Below are 16,261 nucleotides of genomic sequence, written 5' to 3'. Positions count from 1 at the left end.
TTTTTCATTCACCGTCGACTTTTTTCCGCCCCGCTCCGGCCGTCTCCGGCCCGTTCGCGGCGGGAGGGGCTAGCTACCGCTTCGCCGCCTCCGAGTCAACAGCTTTTTTCCAAGCCGCCAACTCCCCGTCCGGCAACTTCCGTTCCCGACCGGGATGGGCCTTCTAGCCCTTCCCGAAACCCGCGTCAACAACTTTCTTTCGTCATTTTCGCGAGCACCCGAAACGTTGCTCCCTTCAGAGGAATGCGCTCCCCACTGCCAATCATGCTCATCCAATGCAAGATCAACTCTTGCACCTTCACAATCCCGGCACCGATACATCGCATCGACACCCAAACTGCTTGCACCGGCAGCGGCGCATCATGGTCGTTATCGCTTTTGAAAGATCCGTTGCTTCCGCCCAACCAGACAGTCCGTCCCGTCAGGCAGAAGGGGGCTTCTACGGACACTCGCACCAAACGTCAACGACTATTTGCAACTTTTCGGCACATTTTCGCCTCGCGCCCCGGCAAACCCTTGCGTGGCGAGGGTTTCCGACAATGCGCTTGCTTTCTTGCCGGAATCGGGCAACTCATTGCTATCTGTCTTTCCCGGACGTGCAGCATGAGCTTCGAGCAGCAATCCCTGGCCCCCCTAATCCTTATTGTCGACGACGAGGCCGTGAACCGCAAGGTCCTGTCCTGGGCCCTGGCCGAGGCCGGATTCAGGACCGTGACGGCCCGCTCCGGCCCGGAATGCCTGGAGAAGGCCCAGGAGCTCAAGCCGGAGCTTATCATCCTGGACATCCTCATGCCCGGCGAGGACGGCTTCACGGTCTGCCGCAGGCTCCAGGAGACGCCCGAGACGCGCGACATCCCGGTGATCTTCCTCTCAGGGCTCACCGAGACCGACGACAAGGTACGCGGCCTGGAGTCCGGGGCCGTGGACTACGTGACCAAACCCTTTTCCGGCGGCGAGGTGGTGGCCAGGGCGCGCATCCATCTGCGCCTGCGCCAGGCCAGGCAGGCGCTCATCGCCGAGCAGACCGCCAAGCTCTCCACCATCCGCCAGGCCCAGCAGGCCATGCTGGTCGGACCGGAGGACCTGCCCGGGGCGCGCTTCGCCGTGCGCTTCCTCACCGTGCACGAGGCCGGGGGCGACATCTACGACGTGTTCGAGACCGGGGCGGGCTCCCACGGCTACATGGTGGCCGACGTCACCGGCCACGACCTTGGCGCCAGCTTCTGGACCCCGGCCGTGAAGACGCTCATCCGCCAGAACGCGGGGCCTATCTTCCATCCGTCCGAGACCTTCGCCACCATGAACAGCGTGCTGCGCCAGGTTCTGGCCCCGGGCCAGATGCTCACGGCAGCGTACCTGAACCTGAACCGGGCCTCGGGCAAGGCCAGGCTCGTGCGCGCCGGGCACCCGGAACCGGTGCTGCACAGGCGCGGCCGCAAGCCCGAACTGCTCTGCCCCGAGGGCGACGTGCTGGGCTGCTTCGACAACACCTGCTTCGAGGTGCTCACCCTGGCGGTGAAGCCCGGGGACAGGTTCTACCTGTACACGGACGGCTTGTTGGAACGACGCGGCCGCACGCTGGCCAAGGGCCAGCCCGAACTTTTGGCCGGGTGCGCACGCGTGGCGGAGATGCCCCTGGAGGAGGCCCTGGAAACCCTGGCCGGGGAACTCCTGCCCAGGCGCAAATCCCTTCCTGACGACGTCGTGCTCCTAGGCGTGGAGGTGTAGGCCGTGCCCTGCCGCGATCACTCCCCCGAGATCGAGGCCTCCCGCGGCGGCAGCCTGGTGCTGCGCGTCCCGGGCACCCTGGAGGGCGTGGACCGGGCGGTGGACGAGGCCCGGCGGTTCTACTCCCCGCCCGCCGGGGCCTCGATGCTCTTCGGCCTGCTCACGGCCGTGCGCGAGGCGCTGCTCAACGCCGCCTGCCACGGCTGCGGGCTGGACCCCGGGCTCACGGTGGAATGCGTGCTCGGCCGCGACGGCCGCGACGCCGTGATCACCGTGCGCGACCCCGGGGCGGGTTTCGACCGGGCCTCCTGCCCCGGGCAAATCCCACCGTGTCGGGAGACTTCCGGCCGGGGCAGGAAAATGATGGACATCTTCTCAAAATCGCTGACATACAACGAGCAAGGCAACGAGCTCACGCTCAGGATAGAAATAGATCGCGAGGATGGCTCATGAACACTGATCGTTCGGGAGGATTCGTCATCGCTCCCGGAGGGGACATCGTGGCCTCCATGGCCGTCACGTTCAAGGAGAAGCTCAGGGACGCAGTCAGGGAGCACCCCGGCGGGCTGACCATAGACATGGCCGGAGTCGGCCTGATCGACTCGGTGGGCCTGGGGCTGCTCGTGGCCACCCACAACAGCCTCTCCAAGGCCGGAGGCAAGCTGACCCTCGTCAACACGGGGGGCGACGTGCTCTCGCTCCTGCGCGCCATGCGCCTGGACAAGCACTTCCAGGTCGTCACCTAGGGACGGGCATGGACTCCGACGACGACATCCTCGCGGGTTTCATCGAGGACGCCCGCGAGCACCTCTCGGGCATCGAGGCCTGGCTCATGGACATGGAGCAGGCAGGCGCGGGAGCCGACCCGGAGCTGGTGAACACCGTGTTCCGGGCCGCCCACTCCATCAAGGGGGGGGCGGGCTTTTTAGGCCTGGACAACGCCCGCGACCTGGCCCACCGCCTGGAAAACGTGCTGCACATGATGCGCTCGGGCGAGATGGTCCCGAGCCCGGCCACGGTCTCGCCGCTTTTGCGCGCGTTCGACCTCCTGCGCGCCCTGGCCGAGGAGGGCAAGGCAGGCAACGAACGCGACATCTCCGCCGAGCTGGACGCCTTGAGCCAGCTGGCCGCCAGCCACCTGCCGGGCGGCGGCAAGGACCTGATCGGCCACAGCGCCCTGGTCGGCGCGCCGGACGGCGGCCCGGCCTTCTCCGTGGACAGGCTGACCCTGGAGCAGGCCCTCAAGGGCGGCAAGCACCTCTACCTCGTCGAGTACGACCTGATCCACGACGTGCACGCGCGCGGCAAGACGCCCCTGGACATCCTCTCCATGGCCGAATCCAGCGGCCTGATCCTGGACTGCCGGGTGGAACTGGACGCCGTGGGCGACCTGGACGCCCCCCTGAGCAACAAGATCCCCTTCTTCCTGCTCTTCGCCACCATAGTGGAACCGGACGTGGCCCGCTTCCTCTTCGCCCTGGACGCCTCGCGCATCAGGCAGCTGGACACCGCCCCCCTGCTCGCCCAGCCCGCACAGGCCGGAGCCCTGGTCATCGCCCTCGAGGGCGAGATGCACGCCGGGGCGCTCGAGGAACTCAAGGCCGCCGTGCTCGCGGCCATGCAGGCCAACACGTGGCTGGCCCTGGACGCGACCCGGGCCACCGGCGCCGGCTCGGCCTTCGCGCAGTTCGTCTGCGCGGCCCAGCGCTCCCTGGCCGCGCGCGGGGGCGGGCTCTGCGTGCGCAACCTCCCCCCGGAGGAGGCGGGAAGGATCGCGCGCCTGGGCCTCGGCCCGGACCTGGCCGCACTCTTCGGCTTCACCTCCTGCACCCTGACGGAGCCCAGGCAATGAGTTCCCAGGCCACCGGCGCGAACCTCTTCCAGGAGGAGCTGCGCGAACACCTCTGCGAGCTGGACTCGGCGCTCCTCGACCTGGACCGCGAGCCCGGCTCCCCCGACGCCGTGAACCGCATCTTCCGGGCCCTGCACACGGTCAAGGGCTCCTGCGACATGTTCGGCCTGGCCAACGCCGTGGCCATGCTCCACGACATCGAATCGCTCTGGGACCAGGTCCGCTCCGGGCGCGCCTCGGCCACCAGGGCGCTCAGCGACATCACCTTCCTGGTCAAGGACCGCATGGAACCCGTGGCCGAATCCGGGCAGGACCCCGAACCCGACCTGGAGCTGGCCGAGGCCATGGCCGCGCTGGCGGACAAGGCGCTGGCCCCGGCGGACGCCCAGGCCGCGCCCTGGCCCGAGCGGGAAACCCCGGCCGGAGGCGCGGTGAAGACCTTCCGTATCCGCCTGGCCCCCTCGGACCCCGGGCATCTGGACAGGAGCGACCCGCTGGCCCTGCTGGAGGCGCTCGGCGAACTGGGCCGGGCGGAGGTGCGCCTGGACGCGTCCGGGGTGCCCCCCCTGGAAGAACTCGACGTGCGCGACTGCCGCCTGCGCTGGGACGTGACCCTGGCCACGGACAAGGACGCGGACGCGGTGCGCGACGTGTTCCTGTTCCTGGAGAACCCCGGGGACGCAACCGTCGAGGAGGCCCAGCCCGAGCCCGCCAAGCCCACGGCGCCGCCGGCGCGGGCCGCCTCCCCCGCGCAGGCCGCGCCAGCCGCCGGCGCGCAGGGCCAGGCCCAGTCACAGGCGCAGGCCGCCAAGCCCAAGGCCCCGGCCCAGAGCGTGCGCGTGGAAACCTCCAAGCTCGACAACCTGGTGAACCTGGTGGGCGAGCTGGTCATCGCCCAGGCCCGCCTGACCCAGGTGGCCTCGGGGTTCTCGAGCCAGGAACTCACGGGCGTGGCCGAGGAGATGGAGCGCCTGGTGGTGGAGCTTCGCGACAACACGCTGGGCATCCGCATGCTGCCCATCGGCACCACGTTCAGCCGCTTCCGCAGGCTGGTGCGCGACCTCTCCTCCGAGCTCGGCAAGGAGATCGACCTCTCCACCGAAGGCGGCGAGACCGAGCTGGACAAGACCGTCATCGAGCAGCTGGGCGACCCCATGGTGCACCTGCTGCGCAACTCCATCGACCACGGCATCGAGCCCCCGGCGGAGCGCACGGCCAGCGGCAAGCCCCCGCGCGGGCTCATCCGCCTGACGGCCAGGCAGGCCTCGGGCTCGGTGCTCATCCGCATCGAGGACGACGGCAAGGGCCTGGACCCCGCGCGCATCCGGGCCACGGCCGTGGAGCGCGGCGTGATCCCCGCCGACGCCAGGCTCTCCACCCAGGAGCTCTTCCAGCTCATCTTCGCACCGGGCTTCTCCACGGCCAAGCAGGTCACGAGCGTCTCCGGCAGGGGCGTGGGCATGGACGTGGTCAAGCGCTCCATCGAGTCCCTGCGCGGCACGGTGGACATCGACAGCACGCCCGGCCAGGGCGCGGTGATCACCATCTCGCTGCCCCTGACCCTGGCCATCATCGACGGGCTCCAGGTGCGCGTGGGCACGGAACTCTACATCATCCCGCTCTCCATGGTGGAGGAGTGCGTGGAGATCACCCGGGCGGCCGAGAAGGCCCGGGGCCGCAACCGCACGCTCAGCGTGCGCGGGGAGATCGTGCCCTATCTGCGCCTGCGCGAGACGTTCCGCCTGGGCGGCCAGGCCCCCGTGGTGGAGCAGGTGGTGGTCACGCGCCACGAGAACGGCCGCACGGGCATCGCCGTGGACGAGGTGATCGGCCAGCAGCAGACCGTGATCAAGAACCTGGGCCGCCTCATCGGCCGGGTCGAGGGCATCTCCGGGGCCACCATCAACGGCGACGGCTCCATGGCGCTGATCCTGGACGTGCCGCAGCTGGTGGGCAGCGTCCTCAGGGAGGCCGAACAATGCCAACCCTCATGACGTACCGCCGGTCCGCCCACGCGGCCGGCGCGCGATGAGCGGCAAGCGGGCCGCGCCGAACCGCGCCGGTCCGGGGGGCGCGCATCCCCGGGGCGAGGCCGACCCGCGCGGCGGAGCCTGCCCCCCGCCCGGGGACGACTGGGCCATCCGCGAGAACGCCAGGCTCGGGCGCGAGCTCCTGGCCGCGCGCGAGGACGCCAGGCTCCTGAAGGCCATCCTCGAGGGCATCAAGGCCGCCACCTTCACCATCGACGCCCACACCTTCGCCATCCTGGACATGAACCGCGTGGCCGGGGACCTCTTCGCCGTGGCCCGCGAAGACTGGATCGGGAGGCCCTACGGCGAACTGCTCGGGCGAAACCTCGTGGGCCTCAACCACGCGGGCGCGCCCATCACGCTGAGCCGCGACGGCCTGGACGCCGAGGCCGGGGGCGAGTTCCTGCTCAACCGCCCCGACGGCAGGCTCGTGCCCATCTCGCGCACGGTGCTCACGGGCAAGGCGCTGGGCGGCAAGTACATCTTCGAGGTCCTCTTCGACATCAGCGCCAAGAAGGCCATGGAGCGCCAGCTGGGCCTGGCCCAGAAGCTCGAATCCATCGGCCAGCTGGCCTCGGGCATCGCCCACGAGATCAACACCCCCATCCAGTACGTCAGCGGCAACCTGGGCTTCTTGCAGGAGGCGTTCAAGGAGTTCGCCGGGCTGCTCACGCTCTACGAGCAGCTCCTCGCCGCGCCCCACTGCACCGAGGAGAACCTCGCCGCCGTCGCGGAGGCCAGGCGCAAGGCCCGCCTCGACGTGCTCATGCGCGAGATCCCGGACTCCATCGAGGATTCCATCGCGGGCGTGGAGCGGGTGGCGGGCATCGTGGGGGCCATGAAGCGTTTCTCGCACCCGGAATCGGGGGTGAAACGCCTGGTGGACGTGAACAAGGCCGTGGAATCCACCCTGACCATCACGCGAAACGAGTGGAAATACGTGGCCGACGTGCGCACCGAACTGGACCCCTCCCTGCCCCACCTGCTGTGCTTCCCCGGCGACTTCAACCAGGCCCTGCTGAACGTGGTGGTCAACGCGGCCCACGCCGTGGCCGAGAAGGTCCAGGCCGGCGGGGGCAAGGGGGCGATCACGGTGAGCACCTTCCGGGAGGACGGCTGGCTGGCCGTGCGGGTGACGGACTCCGGGGTGGGCATCCCCCGGGAGAACATCGACAAGATCTTCGACCCCTTCTTCACCACCAAGGAGGTGGGCAAGGGCACGGGCCAGGGCCTGGCCATCGTCCACTCCGTGGTCAACCAGCACGGAGGGACCATCGCCATCGACTCCGCGCCGGGCGAGGGCACCGCCTTCACCCTGCGCTTCCCCGTGCCCGTGGGGGCGGCCCCGTGAAGAAACGCATCCTCTTCGTGGACGACGACCCGCAGCTGCTCAAGTCCGTCAACCGGATGCTCTGGAGCGCCCAGGACCGCTGGGAGCTGACCTTCCGCACCTCCGGGGCCGAGGCCCTGGAAGAATTCGCGCGCAAGCCCTTCGACGTGCTCGTGGCGGACATGCGCATGCCCGGCATGGAGGGCCACCACCTGCTGGCCCAGGTGCGCAAGCTCTATCCGTGGGCGCTGCGCATCGTGCTCTCGGGCGTCTCCGACCGCGAGCTGATCATGCGCTCCGTGCCGGTCTCGCACCAGTTCCTGACCAAGCCGGTCAAGGCCGAGCAGCTCATCAACGTCATTGAGCGCGGGTGCAGGCTGCGAGACGCCATCCTCTCCGACGAGCTGAAAAACCTGATAGGGGGCATCGACGCCCTGCCCGCCCAGCCCGACGTCTACGCCAAGCTGGTCAAGGCCCTGGAGGACGAGGCCGCGCCCGTGGAGAGCGTGGCCGCCATCATCTCCAGGGACATGGCCCTCGCGGCCGACGTGCTCAAGCTGGTGAACTCCTCGTTCTTCGGCCCGCGCATGCGCGTAAGCAGGCTGGACCAGGCCGTGACGCTCTTGGGCCTGGACACCATCAAGAGCCTGGTGCTCTGCGTGCAGTTGCTCAAGGTGTTCGACATCAGGAAATTCCCGGACTTCTCCTTCCCAGGGCTCTGGGAGCACAGCCTGAAGACCGCGCTCTTCGCCAGGGCCATCGCCGTGGAGGAGAACCTGTCCCCGGGCGCCCAGGACGACTGCTTCGTGGCCGGGCTGCTCCACGACCTGGGCAAGTTCGTCATGGCCGACAAGCTCTTCCCGCGCTACCGCGAGGCTGTGGCCGCCTCCAGGCAGGGCAACGTGCCCATCCTGGAGGCCGAGAACTCCGTGCTCGGCGCGGCGCACCCCCAGGCCGGAGCCTACCTGCTGGGCCTCTGGGGCCTGCACGACAGGATACTCGAGGCCGTGGCCTTCCACCACGAGCCCGGGGCGCTGGGGCTCACGGCCATGTCCGCCGTGACCGCCGTGCACGCGGCCAACGCCTTCGAACACGAGTTGGTGGTGATAAACCCGGGCTACGCCCGGCGCTCCCTGGACATGGGGCACCTGGAGGGCCTGGGGCTGGCCGACCGTGCCGGGCGCTGGCGCGAGGTCTGCCGGGAGACCCTGGAGCAAGGAGGCAACGCGTGAAGATCCTCTTCGTCGACGACGACGACAGGATACTGTCCATGTTCAGGCGCAACCTCTCCCAGCGCTTCCAGCTGGAGACCGCGTCCACGGGCGAGGAGGCCCTGGCCGTCGTGCGCCGGGGAGGCGTGGCCGTGGTGGTGGCGGACCTGCGCATGCCCGGCATGGACGGGTTCGAGCTGCTGGCCAGGGTGGCCGAGATCGCGCCCCTGACCGTCAAGATCATGCTCACCGGGCACGCCGACCTGGACGCGGCCATCGCGGGCGTGAACGAGGGCCAGCTCTTCCGCTTCCTGACCAAGCCCTGCGCAACGGACACGCTCATCAAGAGTCTGGACGCGGCCCTCGAGCAGTACCGGCTGGTCACCGCCGAAAAGGAGCTCCTGCGCGGCACGCTCCAGGGCTGCATCAAGGTGCTCACGGAGATACTCGGCCAGGTCAACCCCGAGGCCTTCGGCCGCTCGGAGCGCATCAAGCGCCACGTGCGCATGATGGTGGCCAAGCTCGGCGTCAAGGAAACCTGGAAGCACGAGCTGGCGGCCATGCTCTCCCAGATCGGCTGCATCTTCATCCCCGAGGAGATCGTGCGCAAGAACCGCTGCCTCTCCGGGCTCACCCCCGAGGAGTTGCAGATCTACAACATGCACCCGACCGTGGGGGCGCAACTCTTGTCGAGCATCCCCAGGCTCGAGGACGTGCGCGAGATCATCGCCCACCAGGAGGACTCCCTGGAGGAGAACTCCGCCATGCCCAAGGGGGCGAGGCTCCTCAAAATCTGCCTGGACTTCGACAGCCTGGAGGGCTGCCTGGGCGGCAAGCTGGACGCCATCGGGGAGATGAAGAAGCGCGGAGGCGTCTACGACAGGCACATCCTGGATGTCTTCGAGAGGTACGTGCTGGCCGACACCGGGGTCAAACCGCTGGAGATCAGGCTCATCGAACTCAAGGAGGGCATGATCCTGGGCGAGGACCTCATGAGCGAGGCGGGGGAGCTCTTGCTGGCCAAGGGGCTGGAGGTCAACTCCTACAGCCTGATGCGCCTGCGCAACCTGGCCAAGGTCCAGGGCGTGAAGCAGCCCTTCCGGGTGCTCGTGCCCATGGACGGGCAGGCTTGAGGAAACGCCGCCGGGGGATCGCCCCCCGGCAGGTGGGGTTCGGGGAGGCCGAAGCCTCCCCGGCAAAAACTAGAGCGCCGCGTCCAGGACCATGTTGTCGCGGTGGATGGCCTCGGGATACGGAGCCTGGCCCAGCACCTGGGCGATGTGGCCGGACTTGAGGCCCATGATCTTCTTGAGCTCTTCCGAATCGTAGTTGGCCAGGCCCACGCCCACGGTCTGGCCCTGGAAGTCCAGGATGCGCACGGACGCGCCCTTCTCGAAGTCCCCCTCCACGCGCACGATGCCCGCGGGCAGAAGGCTCCTGCCCTTGAGGCGCAGGGCCTGCACCGCGCCCTGGTCCACCCAGAGCCCGCCGCGCGGCTCGGAGGTGTAGGCCAGCCAGAACTTGCGCCGTGAGATGGCCTTGCCCTCGGGCATGATCCAGGTGCCCAGGTCCTCGCCCGCGAAGGTGCGGGAGAGCCTGTCGGGCTCGCGCCCGGCCACGATCAGCGTGGGCACGCCGAGCATGGCCGCGCGCCTGGCGGCCAGGAGCTTGGAATGCATCCCGCCCGTGCCGCTGGTGGTCTTGCCCCGGCACATGGTCTCCAGGTCCATCTGGTCGATGCCCTCGATGCACGCGTGGCAGACCGCCCCGGGGTTCTCGGCCGGGTTCTCGGAGAACACGCCCTGGGCGGAGGTCAGGTTCACGAAGAGGTCCGCGCCGATCACGCCCACCAGGAGCGAGGAGAGGCAGTCGTTGTCGCCGTAGACAAGCTCCTGCACGGCCACGGTGTCGTTCTCGTTGACGATGGGCACGCAGCGCCAGCCCTGCAGGGTGCGCAGGGTGTTGCGCACGTTGAGGTAGCGCTCGCGGCCCTCCAGGTCGTCGCGGGTGAGCAGCAGCTGGGCCGTGGTGATGCCGAACTCGCCGAAGGCCTGGTCGTAGGCGTGCATGAGCCTGCTCTGGCCGATGGCCGAAGCCGCCTGCCTGTCGGGCAGCCCGTCCAGTTCGGCCTGGCGGATCACCGCGCGCCCGGCGGCCACCGCGCCGCTCGTCACCAGCACCACGTCCCGGCCCTGCTTGTGCAGGGCGGCCATATCCTTGGCCAGGCTCTTCACCACGCCCAGGTCCACGCCCTTGCCCGAGGTGAGCACGGCGCTGCCGACCTTGACCACGATGCGCCTGGCTTTTTCCAACGCTTCTGTCTTGCGGAGCTTCCAGTCTTGCATATCGGTACGGATGGATTGGTCAGGACCCAAGGTCCATGAGCGCCCCCACGTCCACTTCGGGGGGGCGCGGAAACTTGCCGGGCTGCCTGAAGCCGTAGGCCACCTGGCGCGAGACGAAGCCAGCCATGTGCTGGGCCAGGCTCCCGGCCGCGTCCTGCTGCAGAAGAAGCTTCACCTTCTCCACGAGCGCGGGCCCCGGGGCCTCCCCGGGCACGCCTGTGACGGGCCCCTGGCTTGTCATGCGCTGCGCCTCGCTTCTGTCCCTGTGGCGGCGGGTCTTGGCCGCCGATCAGGGCATAGCCTTTTTTTCACCGCCTGGCTACACGCCAGGCCCCTCTTGCCAGCGGAGCCGGGCGCGTGTACGCGGCTGCTCCTGGGTGCGCGCCGTTTTCCGCGCGCCCGCATCAAGCAAAGCGAGCATCCGATGTTCTTCTCCCCACAGGGGCCGAGGCCCAAGATCCCGCGCTGCCCGGCCTGCAACGGCCAGGTGCAGCCCTCCAGGCTCTGAGCGCAGGCCGTCGTGCGCTGCAGGTCCTGCGGCAAGACCTATCCCCTCTCCCACTTCAAGGACATGCTCGATGACGACTGGGAGGAATACTACGCCTGCTTCCCCATGGACAGAATCTGAGGCGCGGCGGCCTCACTGGCGAACGCCCGGGGGCGGGTCGTCGTCCGGGGGGATGAACACCCTGCCCGCCGTGGGCGGGGGGTCGTCGTCCGGCGGCGGGACCACGGGCCCCGGCGCAGCCTGCGGCCTTCCGTAGCTTTTGGCCTCGGGCAAGGCGGCCGCTATGGCCTTGATCCGGGCGTCGCCGGCCGGGTGCGTGGAGAGAAACGCCGGGGGCCTGGACCCGCCCGCGCGGCGCATGTTCTGCCAGAAGCTCACGGCCGCCTCCGGGTCGTAGCCCGCCTTGGCCATGAGGATGAGCCCGATGCGGTCCGCCTCGTACTCCTGCTCGCGGCTGTGCGGCAGGGCGTAGCCCACCTGCGCGCCCACGCCGTAGACCCTGGCGAAGACCCCGGCCAGCTCGGGCGACTGGGTCCCCAGCACCCCGGCCACGGCCACGCCCGGCAGGGCCACGGCCATCTGCCTGCTCATGCGCTCCGCGCCGTGGTGGGCCAGGGCGTGGGCCACCTCGTGCCCGATGACCGCCGCCAGCTGGTCGTCGTTTCTGGCGTAGGCGAATATCCCCGAGTTGACGAAGATTATCCCTCCCGGCAGGCAGAAGGCGTTGGGCTCCTTCTTGTCGATGACGTAAAAGGCCCAGTTGGCCCCCTTCATGCCGGAAACGGCGGCGATGGCCCGGCCCACGCGCCGCACCGCCGCGTTCTGCTCCGGATTCCTCGATACGGGCTCGCTGCGCAGCAACTGCCCGGCGGCCTGGCGGCCCAGGGAGAGTTCCTCCTGCTCGCTCATCACGTTGAACTGGCTGCGCCCCGTGTAGGGCACGGTGGTGCAGGCGGCCAGGAGCGCGAGGCCCGCCGCGAAAAGCGCGGAGAGGGCGGAGAGGGCGGCTGGTGAGGATTTTCTGCGCATACGAGTGCTTCGTCCGCTGTTTTTTTCAGCTTACGATAAGCGACGCGCCGCCAAGGTCAAGGGGCCCGCGCGCCCCGCCCGGCCGGGCGGGGCGATCCTTTTTCCCGAAACAGCGGGCCGAATTTTGCATCGCGACGATCGCAAAAACAGAATATTCATAGCAGAAGCCGAAACGCACGGGCGCATCAACACGCGGGCGTCCTGATATTCATGACCCCCGCGCATGGCTGTACGCGGTTGTTTACCTAGGCCAGCAGCGCTTGACGAAATCCGGCGTTACGGTAAGAGTGTAGGAAACGACCGAACAAAGGCGGTGACACACCATGAAGCGAGCCATCCCCCAGCCGCCCGTCAAGGGCTTCACCGCCGAATCCGTCCTGTCGCGCATCATGACCGCCACGGGCATCCGGTCCCAGTCCGAGCTCGCGCGCGTGCTGGGCATCGGCCGTCAGGCAGTGACCGACGCCAAGAAGCGTTCCCACATCCCGGCCGACTGGTACCTGTACCTCTGCCGCAAGTACGGGCTCAACCCGCAGTGGCTGGAGTCGGGCATGGGCCCCATGTACATCGCCGGGCAGGGCGCGTCGCCCTCCATGGCGGGCTCCTCGGTGCCGGGCTCCCACCCCGAGGAGTTCTCCTACGTGCCCAAGGTGCGCGCCAGGCTCTCCGCCGGGGGCGGCAGCCTGGTGGTGGACGAGGCCATCGAGACCTACTACGCCTTCCGCCACGCCTGGCTCAAGCGTAAGGGCCAGATCAGCCAGATGCGCCTGATGCGCGTCTCGGGCGACTCCATGGAGCCCACCCTGCGCGACGAGGACGTGGTGCTCATCGACCTCTCCCAGACCGAGATCTACACCGGCAAGATCTACGCGGTGGGCATCGACGAGGAGATCGTGGTCAAGCGCCTGGACAAGAAGCCGGGCAAGCTCGTGCTGGTCAGCGACAACCGTCAGTTCTACCCGCCCCTGGAGGTCACCCTGGACGAGAGCGCCAACGTGCGCGTGCTCGGCCGCGTGATCTGGATGGCCCGCGAGGTGCTCTAGCCCGGCGGGCCGCCCGTGTTGCCCGGACGGCCCGAACCGCGTATCCTCCCGGACATGAATTCCTCCCGGCCCGTGAAAGCCTGGGCCATGTACGACTTCGCCAACTCGGCCTACGTCACCACGGTGGCCACGGCGCTGCTTCCCGCCTATTTCGCGGCCGTGGTCGCACCCGAAGGCCTGCCCACCCGCTTCGGGGCCATCCCCTCCGTGAGCCTCTGGGGCTACGCCGTGAGCGCGGCCGCCGCCCTGGTGTTCGTCATGGCCCCGGTGCTCGGGGCCGTGGCCGACCAGGGCGGGTACAGGCGGCGCTTCCTGATGCTCTCCTGCGCGGCGGGCAGCCTGGCCACGGTGCTGGTAAGCATGTCCGGACCGGGCGACATCCTGTATGCGCTGGCGCTCTTCGTGTGCGCGCACACAGCGTTCAACGCGGGCAACACCTTCTACGACGCCTTCCTGCCGGACCTGGCCCCGCCCGCCAAGCGCGACCGGGTCTCGAGCCTGGGCTACGCCTACGGCTACGCCGGGGGCGGGCTGCAACTGGCCTTGGCCCTGGCCATCGTGGAAGGCCACGCCCTCATCGGCCTGGACAAGCGCCAGGCCGTGCAACTGGGCATGGCCCTGGCCGGCGTCTGGTGGTTCGGCTTCGCCCTGGTCACCTTCCGGGGCCTGCCCGAATCCGCCCCGGCCGCGAACCGGCGTACCGGGTGGGGCAAGGCCGCCATCGACGGCTTCAAGGGGGCATGGGCGGCGGCCAAGCGCGTGGGCAAGCAGCCCGGGCTCAGGCTTTTCCTGCTGGCCTACCTCTTCTTCAACGACGGCGTGCAGACCGTGATCAGCATGGCCACCATCTACGGCAAGGAGGAGATCGGGCTCTCCGAGGGCGTGCTCATCGGCACGCTCCTGGGCATCCAGGCCGTGGCCCTGGCCGGGGCCATGCTCTTCGCCCGCCTGGCCGAACGCTTCGGGGCCAAGCCCGCGCTCATGGCCACCCTGGCCTGCTGGACCGCGATCGCCGTCTACGGCCGGACCATCGCCTCGGCCGGGGAGTACTTCGCCATGGGCGTGGCCGTGGGGCTGGTGCTCGGCGGCTCCCAGGCCTTGTCGCGCTCGCTCTACAGCAGGCTCGTGCCCAAGGACGAGCCTGCCGTGTTCTTCGGGTTCTTCTCCGTGCTCACCAAGCTCTCGGCCGTGTTCGGCCCGCTGGTGTTCGCCGTGATCCGCCAGGCCACGGGCTCGGCCCGCCCGGCCGTGCTCGCCCTGGTGGCCTTCTTCGCCCTGGGGATGATCCTTCTGGCCCGGGTGCGCGTGGAGGAGGGAGGCGATGCCTAGGCCCGCGCTCTCGCGCCTGCTCCTGGCGGCCGTGCTGGCGTGGGCAATGGCCCTGCCCGCCTTGGCGCAGCAGGAAGCGGCCCGCGTGACAGGCGCGCCCGGCGCGGTGCTGGCCATGCAAGCACAGGCCCCGGCCTCCCCGGACGGCTCCCCCGTGGTGCTGGAGGCCAGGCTCGCCCGGCCGGGCGCCGAAAGCCCGGGGAGCGACATCCGCTGGCTGGTGGCCGCCGCCCCGGACAAGCCCGTGTCCGTGACCTGGGAGTTCGCCTATCCCTGGGAGGTTACTCCCGGGGTGTGGACCATGCGGGTCCTGAGCGAGGGCCGGGAGATCGCCAGGGCCTCGTTCGACGTCGCCCTGGCCGAAGAAGCCGCCCCCCAGGCTCCCGCCAAACCCGTGGTCAAGCCCGAACCCGAGTCTTCCACGAAGAAGAGTGCCGCGCCCGCCAAGCCCGAGGCGAAACAGCCGGCCAAGCCCGACCCGTCCCGGGACGATCCCCGCCCCAGGCAGACGGTGCCGGGGCCCAAGGCCATCGAGCCCCCGGCCCGGCGCGCCCAGCCCGGTGCCGTGGGCGGCGACCCGAACAGAACGCTCTTCGTGCTCGTGGGCGGCTCCTACTCCGAGGAGGCCAGGGCCTTGTGGGTGTCGGTTTTCCTGGAGAAGCGCGGGGTGAAGGCCTGCGTGCGCGAGGAGACCGTGGGCGGGCGCAGGCTCTGGGCCGTGATCACGGGCTGGAGTTCCTCCCAGGCCGACATCGCGCTGCTGCGAGCGCAGCAGGCCGCCACCGTGGGCGAGACGATCACGCGCACCATGCGCGCCGGGGAGCTCTCCAAGGGTCTGCGCTGCCCGTGAGCCGGGCCCGCGAAGGCCTCGCGGGGCGGACTCGCCGCGCCGGCAAGCCTCGGGGAGGCCGGGCTGATTCCCGGAAAAGCGCGGGCGGCCTCAGCCTCCGGTCCTGTTCTGGCGCAGGCGCTCCGCGATGGTCATCACGGCCAGCGAGTACAGGTCGGAATGGTTGTAGGCGTAGATCACGGCGCGCTGCTGGTCGTAGCTGAGCCCCGGCTTCCAGCCGTGGCCCACCAGGTAGTTGGCGATGCTCGGGATCGCGTCCTGCGGGTTGAACAGGTCCACCTTGCCGTCCGCGTCGCCGTCCACGCCGAAGCGCAGCACGTTGGTGGGCATGAACTGGCAGATGCCGATGGCCCCGTAGATGGAGCCGGGGATGGCCAGCGGGTCCACCCTGGTGCCCCTGGCGTGCAGGATGAGCGCCTTGAGCTCCTGGTAGGCCCACTCGCCCCGGTCGCGCGCGCTGGCGTCGGCGTAGGCCGCGCGGTCCGCGCTCTGCCCCACGCTCCGCAGGTACGGCCGGATGGGATCGATGGAGTTGCTGGCGGCCATGCTCGCGAGCACCTGGAAGGCCTTGTCCTTGCCCAGAAACGACCCCAGCTTGGTCTCCACCAAAAGAAGCGCCATGATCACGTCCTGGGGCACGCCGTATTTGGCCTCGGCCTTTTTCAACGTGTCCTGGTTCTCCCTGGCGTATTCGGCGGCCCAGGCCAGCATCCACGGCTTGAGGTAGCCGCCGTAGGCGCTGTTCTGGAGCGTCTTGCGCGTGGGCGCGGGCTTGGGGTCGAACTGCCTGCGGACCATGGAGTCCACCTTGCGGGCCATGATGGTGGCGTCGAAGCTCATGGCCGGGTCGCAGAAGTAGGCCTCCACGTCGGAGCGGGGCAGTCCTTCGATGGTCAGACGGTCGATCAGCGGCCTCCAGACGTCGGTCTGGGCCTGCGCGCAGGCGGCCCAGGCGAAAAAGACGGAGAAGGCCGCCAGGGCGGCGAGGGTGCGTGTGCGTCTCATG

Annotated in this window: 16 protein-coding genes; 12 read left to right on the top strand and 4 right to left on the bottom strand. The window is 69.3% G+C overall.

The genetic code is table 11. The features are described 5' to 3' along the window. The first annotated feature begins 603 nt into the window (after positions 1-603). The 8 genes from ACZ5V4_RS11975 to ACZ5V4_RS11940 are packed head-to-tail and all read left to right on the top strand — an operon-like array spanning position 604 to position 9,284. On the top strand, positions 604-1,728 hold the full coding sequence (locus tag ACZ5V4_RS11975; protein ID WP_464315090.1) for a PP2C family protein-serine/threonine phosphatase: 1,125 nt from the start codon (positions 604-606) through the stop codon (positions 1,726-1,728). 3 nt (positions 1,729-1,731) lie between these two features. Next, positions 1,732-2,181: an ATP-binding protein gene (locus ACZ5V4_RS11970; protein ID WP_464315089.1), complete on the top strand. Its 450-nt coding sequence runs from the start codon at positions 1,732-1,734 to the stop codon at positions 2,179-2,181. Next, positions 2,178-2,474, top strand: coding sequence for an STAS domain-containing protein (locus tag ACZ5V4_RS11965; protein WP_464315088.1), 297 nt, complete (start codon positions 2,178-2,180; stop codon positions 2,472-2,474). The genes ACZ5V4_RS11970 and ACZ5V4_RS11965 overlap by 4 nt, the downstream gene beginning before the upstream one ends. An 8-nt stretch (positions 2,475-2,482) precedes the next feature. Continuing rightward, entirely contained in the window at positions 2,483-3,580 is a 1,098-nt protein-coding gene (locus ACZ5V4_RS11960; RefSeq protein WP_464315087.1) for an STAS domain-containing protein, read from the top strand. Then, positions 3,577-5,574: a chemotaxis protein CheA gene (locus tag ACZ5V4_RS11955; RefSeq protein WP_464315086.1), complete on the top strand. Its 1,998-nt coding sequence runs from the start codon at positions 3,577-3,579 to the stop codon at positions 5,572-5,574. Before ACZ5V4_RS11960 ends, ACZ5V4_RS11955 begins: the two co-directional genes overlap by 4 nt. 34 nt (positions 5,575-5,608) lie before the next feature. Beyond that, the gene (locus ACZ5V4_RS11950; protein WP_464315085.1) at positions 5,609-6,961 is read left to right on the top strand and encodes a sensor histidine kinase; all 1,353 of its coding nucleotides are present in this window, start codon (positions 5,609-5,611) and stop codon (positions 6,959-6,961) included. Continuing rightward, complete coding sequence (locus ACZ5V4_RS11945) at positions 6,958-8,172, top strand: response regulator (protein WP_464315084.1); 1,215 nt, start codon at positions 6,958-6,960, stop codon at positions 8,170-8,172. Before ACZ5V4_RS11950 ends, ACZ5V4_RS11945 begins: the two co-directional genes overlap by 4 nt. Beyond that, positions 8,169-9,284, top strand: coding sequence for an HD domain-containing phosphohydrolase (locus ACZ5V4_RS11940; protein ID WP_464315083.1), 1,116 nt, complete (start codon positions 8,169-8,171; stop codon positions 9,282-9,284). The genes ACZ5V4_RS11945 and ACZ5V4_RS11940 overlap by 4 nt, the downstream gene beginning before the upstream one ends. A gap of 69 nt (positions 9,285-9,353) precedes the next feature. Here ACZ5V4_RS11940 and proB read toward each other — a convergent pair whose 3' ends face one another. After that, positions 9,354-10,496, bottom strand: coding sequence for a glutamate 5-kinase (gene proB / locus ACZ5V4_RS11935; RefSeq protein ID WP_464315082.1), 1,143 nt, complete (start codon positions 10,494-10,496; stop codon positions 9,354-9,356). Positions 10,497-10,515: 19 nt separating this feature from the next. After that, a complete protein-coding gene (locus ACZ5V4_RS11930; RefSeq protein ID WP_464315081.1) occupies positions 10,516-10,737 on the bottom strand; it encodes a hypothetical protein in 222 nt (73 codons plus the stop codon). A gap of 279 nt (positions 10,738-11,016) precedes the next feature. On the opposite strand from ACZ5V4_RS11930, the gene ACZ5V4_RS11925 reads away from it, so the two are divergent. After that, positions 11,017-11,124, top strand: a complete 108-nt coding sequence (locus ACZ5V4_RS11925; protein WP_464315080.1) for a dual CXXC motif small (seleno)protein — start codon at positions 11,017-11,019, stop codon at positions 11,122-11,124. 12 nt (positions 11,125-11,136) lie between these two features. Here the strand turns inward: ACZ5V4_RS11925 and ACZ5V4_RS11920 are convergent, their stop codons facing one another. Further along, positions 11,137-12,033 carry a M48 family metallopeptidase gene (locus tag ACZ5V4_RS11920; protein ID WP_464315079.1) on the bottom strand — a complete coding sequence of 299 codons (897 nt, stop codon included), beginning with the start codon at positions 12,031-12,033 and terminating at the stop codon, positions 11,137-11,139. A 323-nt stretch (positions 12,034-12,356) separates the two neighbouring features. Here ACZ5V4_RS11920 and ACZ5V4_RS11915 point away from each other — a divergent pair, with 323 nt between their 5' ends. From ACZ5V4_RS11915 to ACZ5V4_RS11905, 3 genes are read left to right on the top strand one after another with little or no spacing between them, the layout of a single operon-like run. Then, positions 12,357-13,076 carry a LexA family transcriptional regulator gene (locus ACZ5V4_RS11915; protein WP_464315078.1) on the top strand — a complete coding sequence of 240 codons (720 nt, stop codon included), beginning with the start codon at positions 12,357-12,359 and terminating at the stop codon, positions 13,074-13,076. Positions 13,077-13,130: 54 nt separating this feature from the next. Continuing rightward, positions 13,131-14,405, top strand: a complete 1,275-nt coding sequence (locus tag ACZ5V4_RS11910) for an MFS transporter (protein WP_464315077.1) — start codon at positions 13,131-13,133, stop codon at positions 14,403-14,405. Further along, positions 14,398-15,255 carry a hypothetical protein gene (locus tag ACZ5V4_RS11905; RefSeq protein ID WP_464315076.1) on the top strand — a complete coding sequence of 286 codons (858 nt, stop codon included), beginning with the start codon at positions 14,398-14,400 and terminating at the stop codon, positions 15,253-15,255. Before ACZ5V4_RS11910 ends, ACZ5V4_RS11905 begins: the two co-directional genes overlap by 8 nt. Before the next feature lie 90 nt (positions 15,256-15,345). Here the strand turns inward: ACZ5V4_RS11905 and ACZ5V4_RS11900 are convergent, their stop codons facing one another. Continuing rightward, positions 15,346-16,260: a lytic murein transglycosylase gene (locus tag ACZ5V4_RS11900; RefSeq protein ID WP_464315075.1), complete on the bottom strand. Its 915-nt coding sequence runs from the start codon at positions 16,258-16,260 to the stop codon at positions 15,346-15,348. Position 16,261: the final 1 nt, after the last annotated feature.

This window comes from Fundidesulfovibrio sp. YSD1, assembly GCF_055397115.1.
This window is presented reverse-complemented; position numbering and strand designations above follow the sequence as displayed.

Bases quoted from the DNA above. Each gene is read 5' to 3' on its own strand.
- ACZ5V4_RS11975 (WP_464315090.1), top strand. From the start codon at position 604: ATGAGCTTCGAGCAGCAATCCCTGGCCCCCCTAATCCTTATTGTCGAC.
- ACZ5V4_RS11965 (WP_464315088.1), top strand. From the start codon at position 2,178: ATGAACACTGATCGTTCGGGAGGATTCGTCATCGCTCCCGGAGGGGAC.
- ACZ5V4_RS11960 (WP_464315087.1), top strand. From the start codon at position 2,483: ATGGACTCCGACGACGACATCCTCGCGGGTTTCATCGAGGACGCCCGC.
- ACZ5V4_RS11955 (WP_464315086.1), top strand. From the start codon at position 3,577: ATGAGTTCCCAGGCCACCGGCGCGAACCTCTTCCAGGAGGAGCTGCGC.
- ACZ5V4_RS11950 (WP_464315085.1), top strand. From the start codon at position 5,609: ATGAGCGGCAAGCGGGCCGCGCCGAACCGCGCCGGTCCGGGGGGCGCG.
- proB (WP_464315082.1), bottom strand. From the start codon at position 10,496: ATGCAAGACTGGAAGCTCCGCAAGACAGAAGCGTTGGAAAAAGCCAGG.
- ACZ5V4_RS11930 (WP_464315081.1), bottom strand. From the start codon at position 10,737: ATGACAAGCCAGGGGCCCGTCACAGGCGTGCCCGGGGAGGCCCCGGGG.
- ACZ5V4_RS11920 (WP_464315079.1), bottom strand. From the start codon at position 12,033: ATGCGCAGAAAATCCTCACCAGCCGCCCTCTCCGCCCTCTCCGCGCTT.
- ACZ5V4_RS11915 (WP_464315078.1), top strand. From the start codon at position 12,357: ATGAAGCGAGCCATCCCCCAGCCGCCCGTCAAGGGCTTCACCGCCGAA.
- ACZ5V4_RS11910 (WP_464315077.1), top strand. From the start codon at position 13,131: ATGAATTCCTCCCGGCCCGTGAAAGCCTGGGCCATGTACGACTTCGCC.
- ACZ5V4_RS11905 (WP_464315076.1), top strand. From the start codon at position 14,398: ATGCCTAGGCCCGCGCTCTCGCGCCTGCTCCTGGCGGCCGTGCTGGCG.
- ACZ5V4_RS11900 (WP_464315075.1), bottom strand. From the start codon at position 16,260: ATGAGACGCACACGCACCCTCGCCGCCCTGGCGGCCTTCTCCGTCTTT.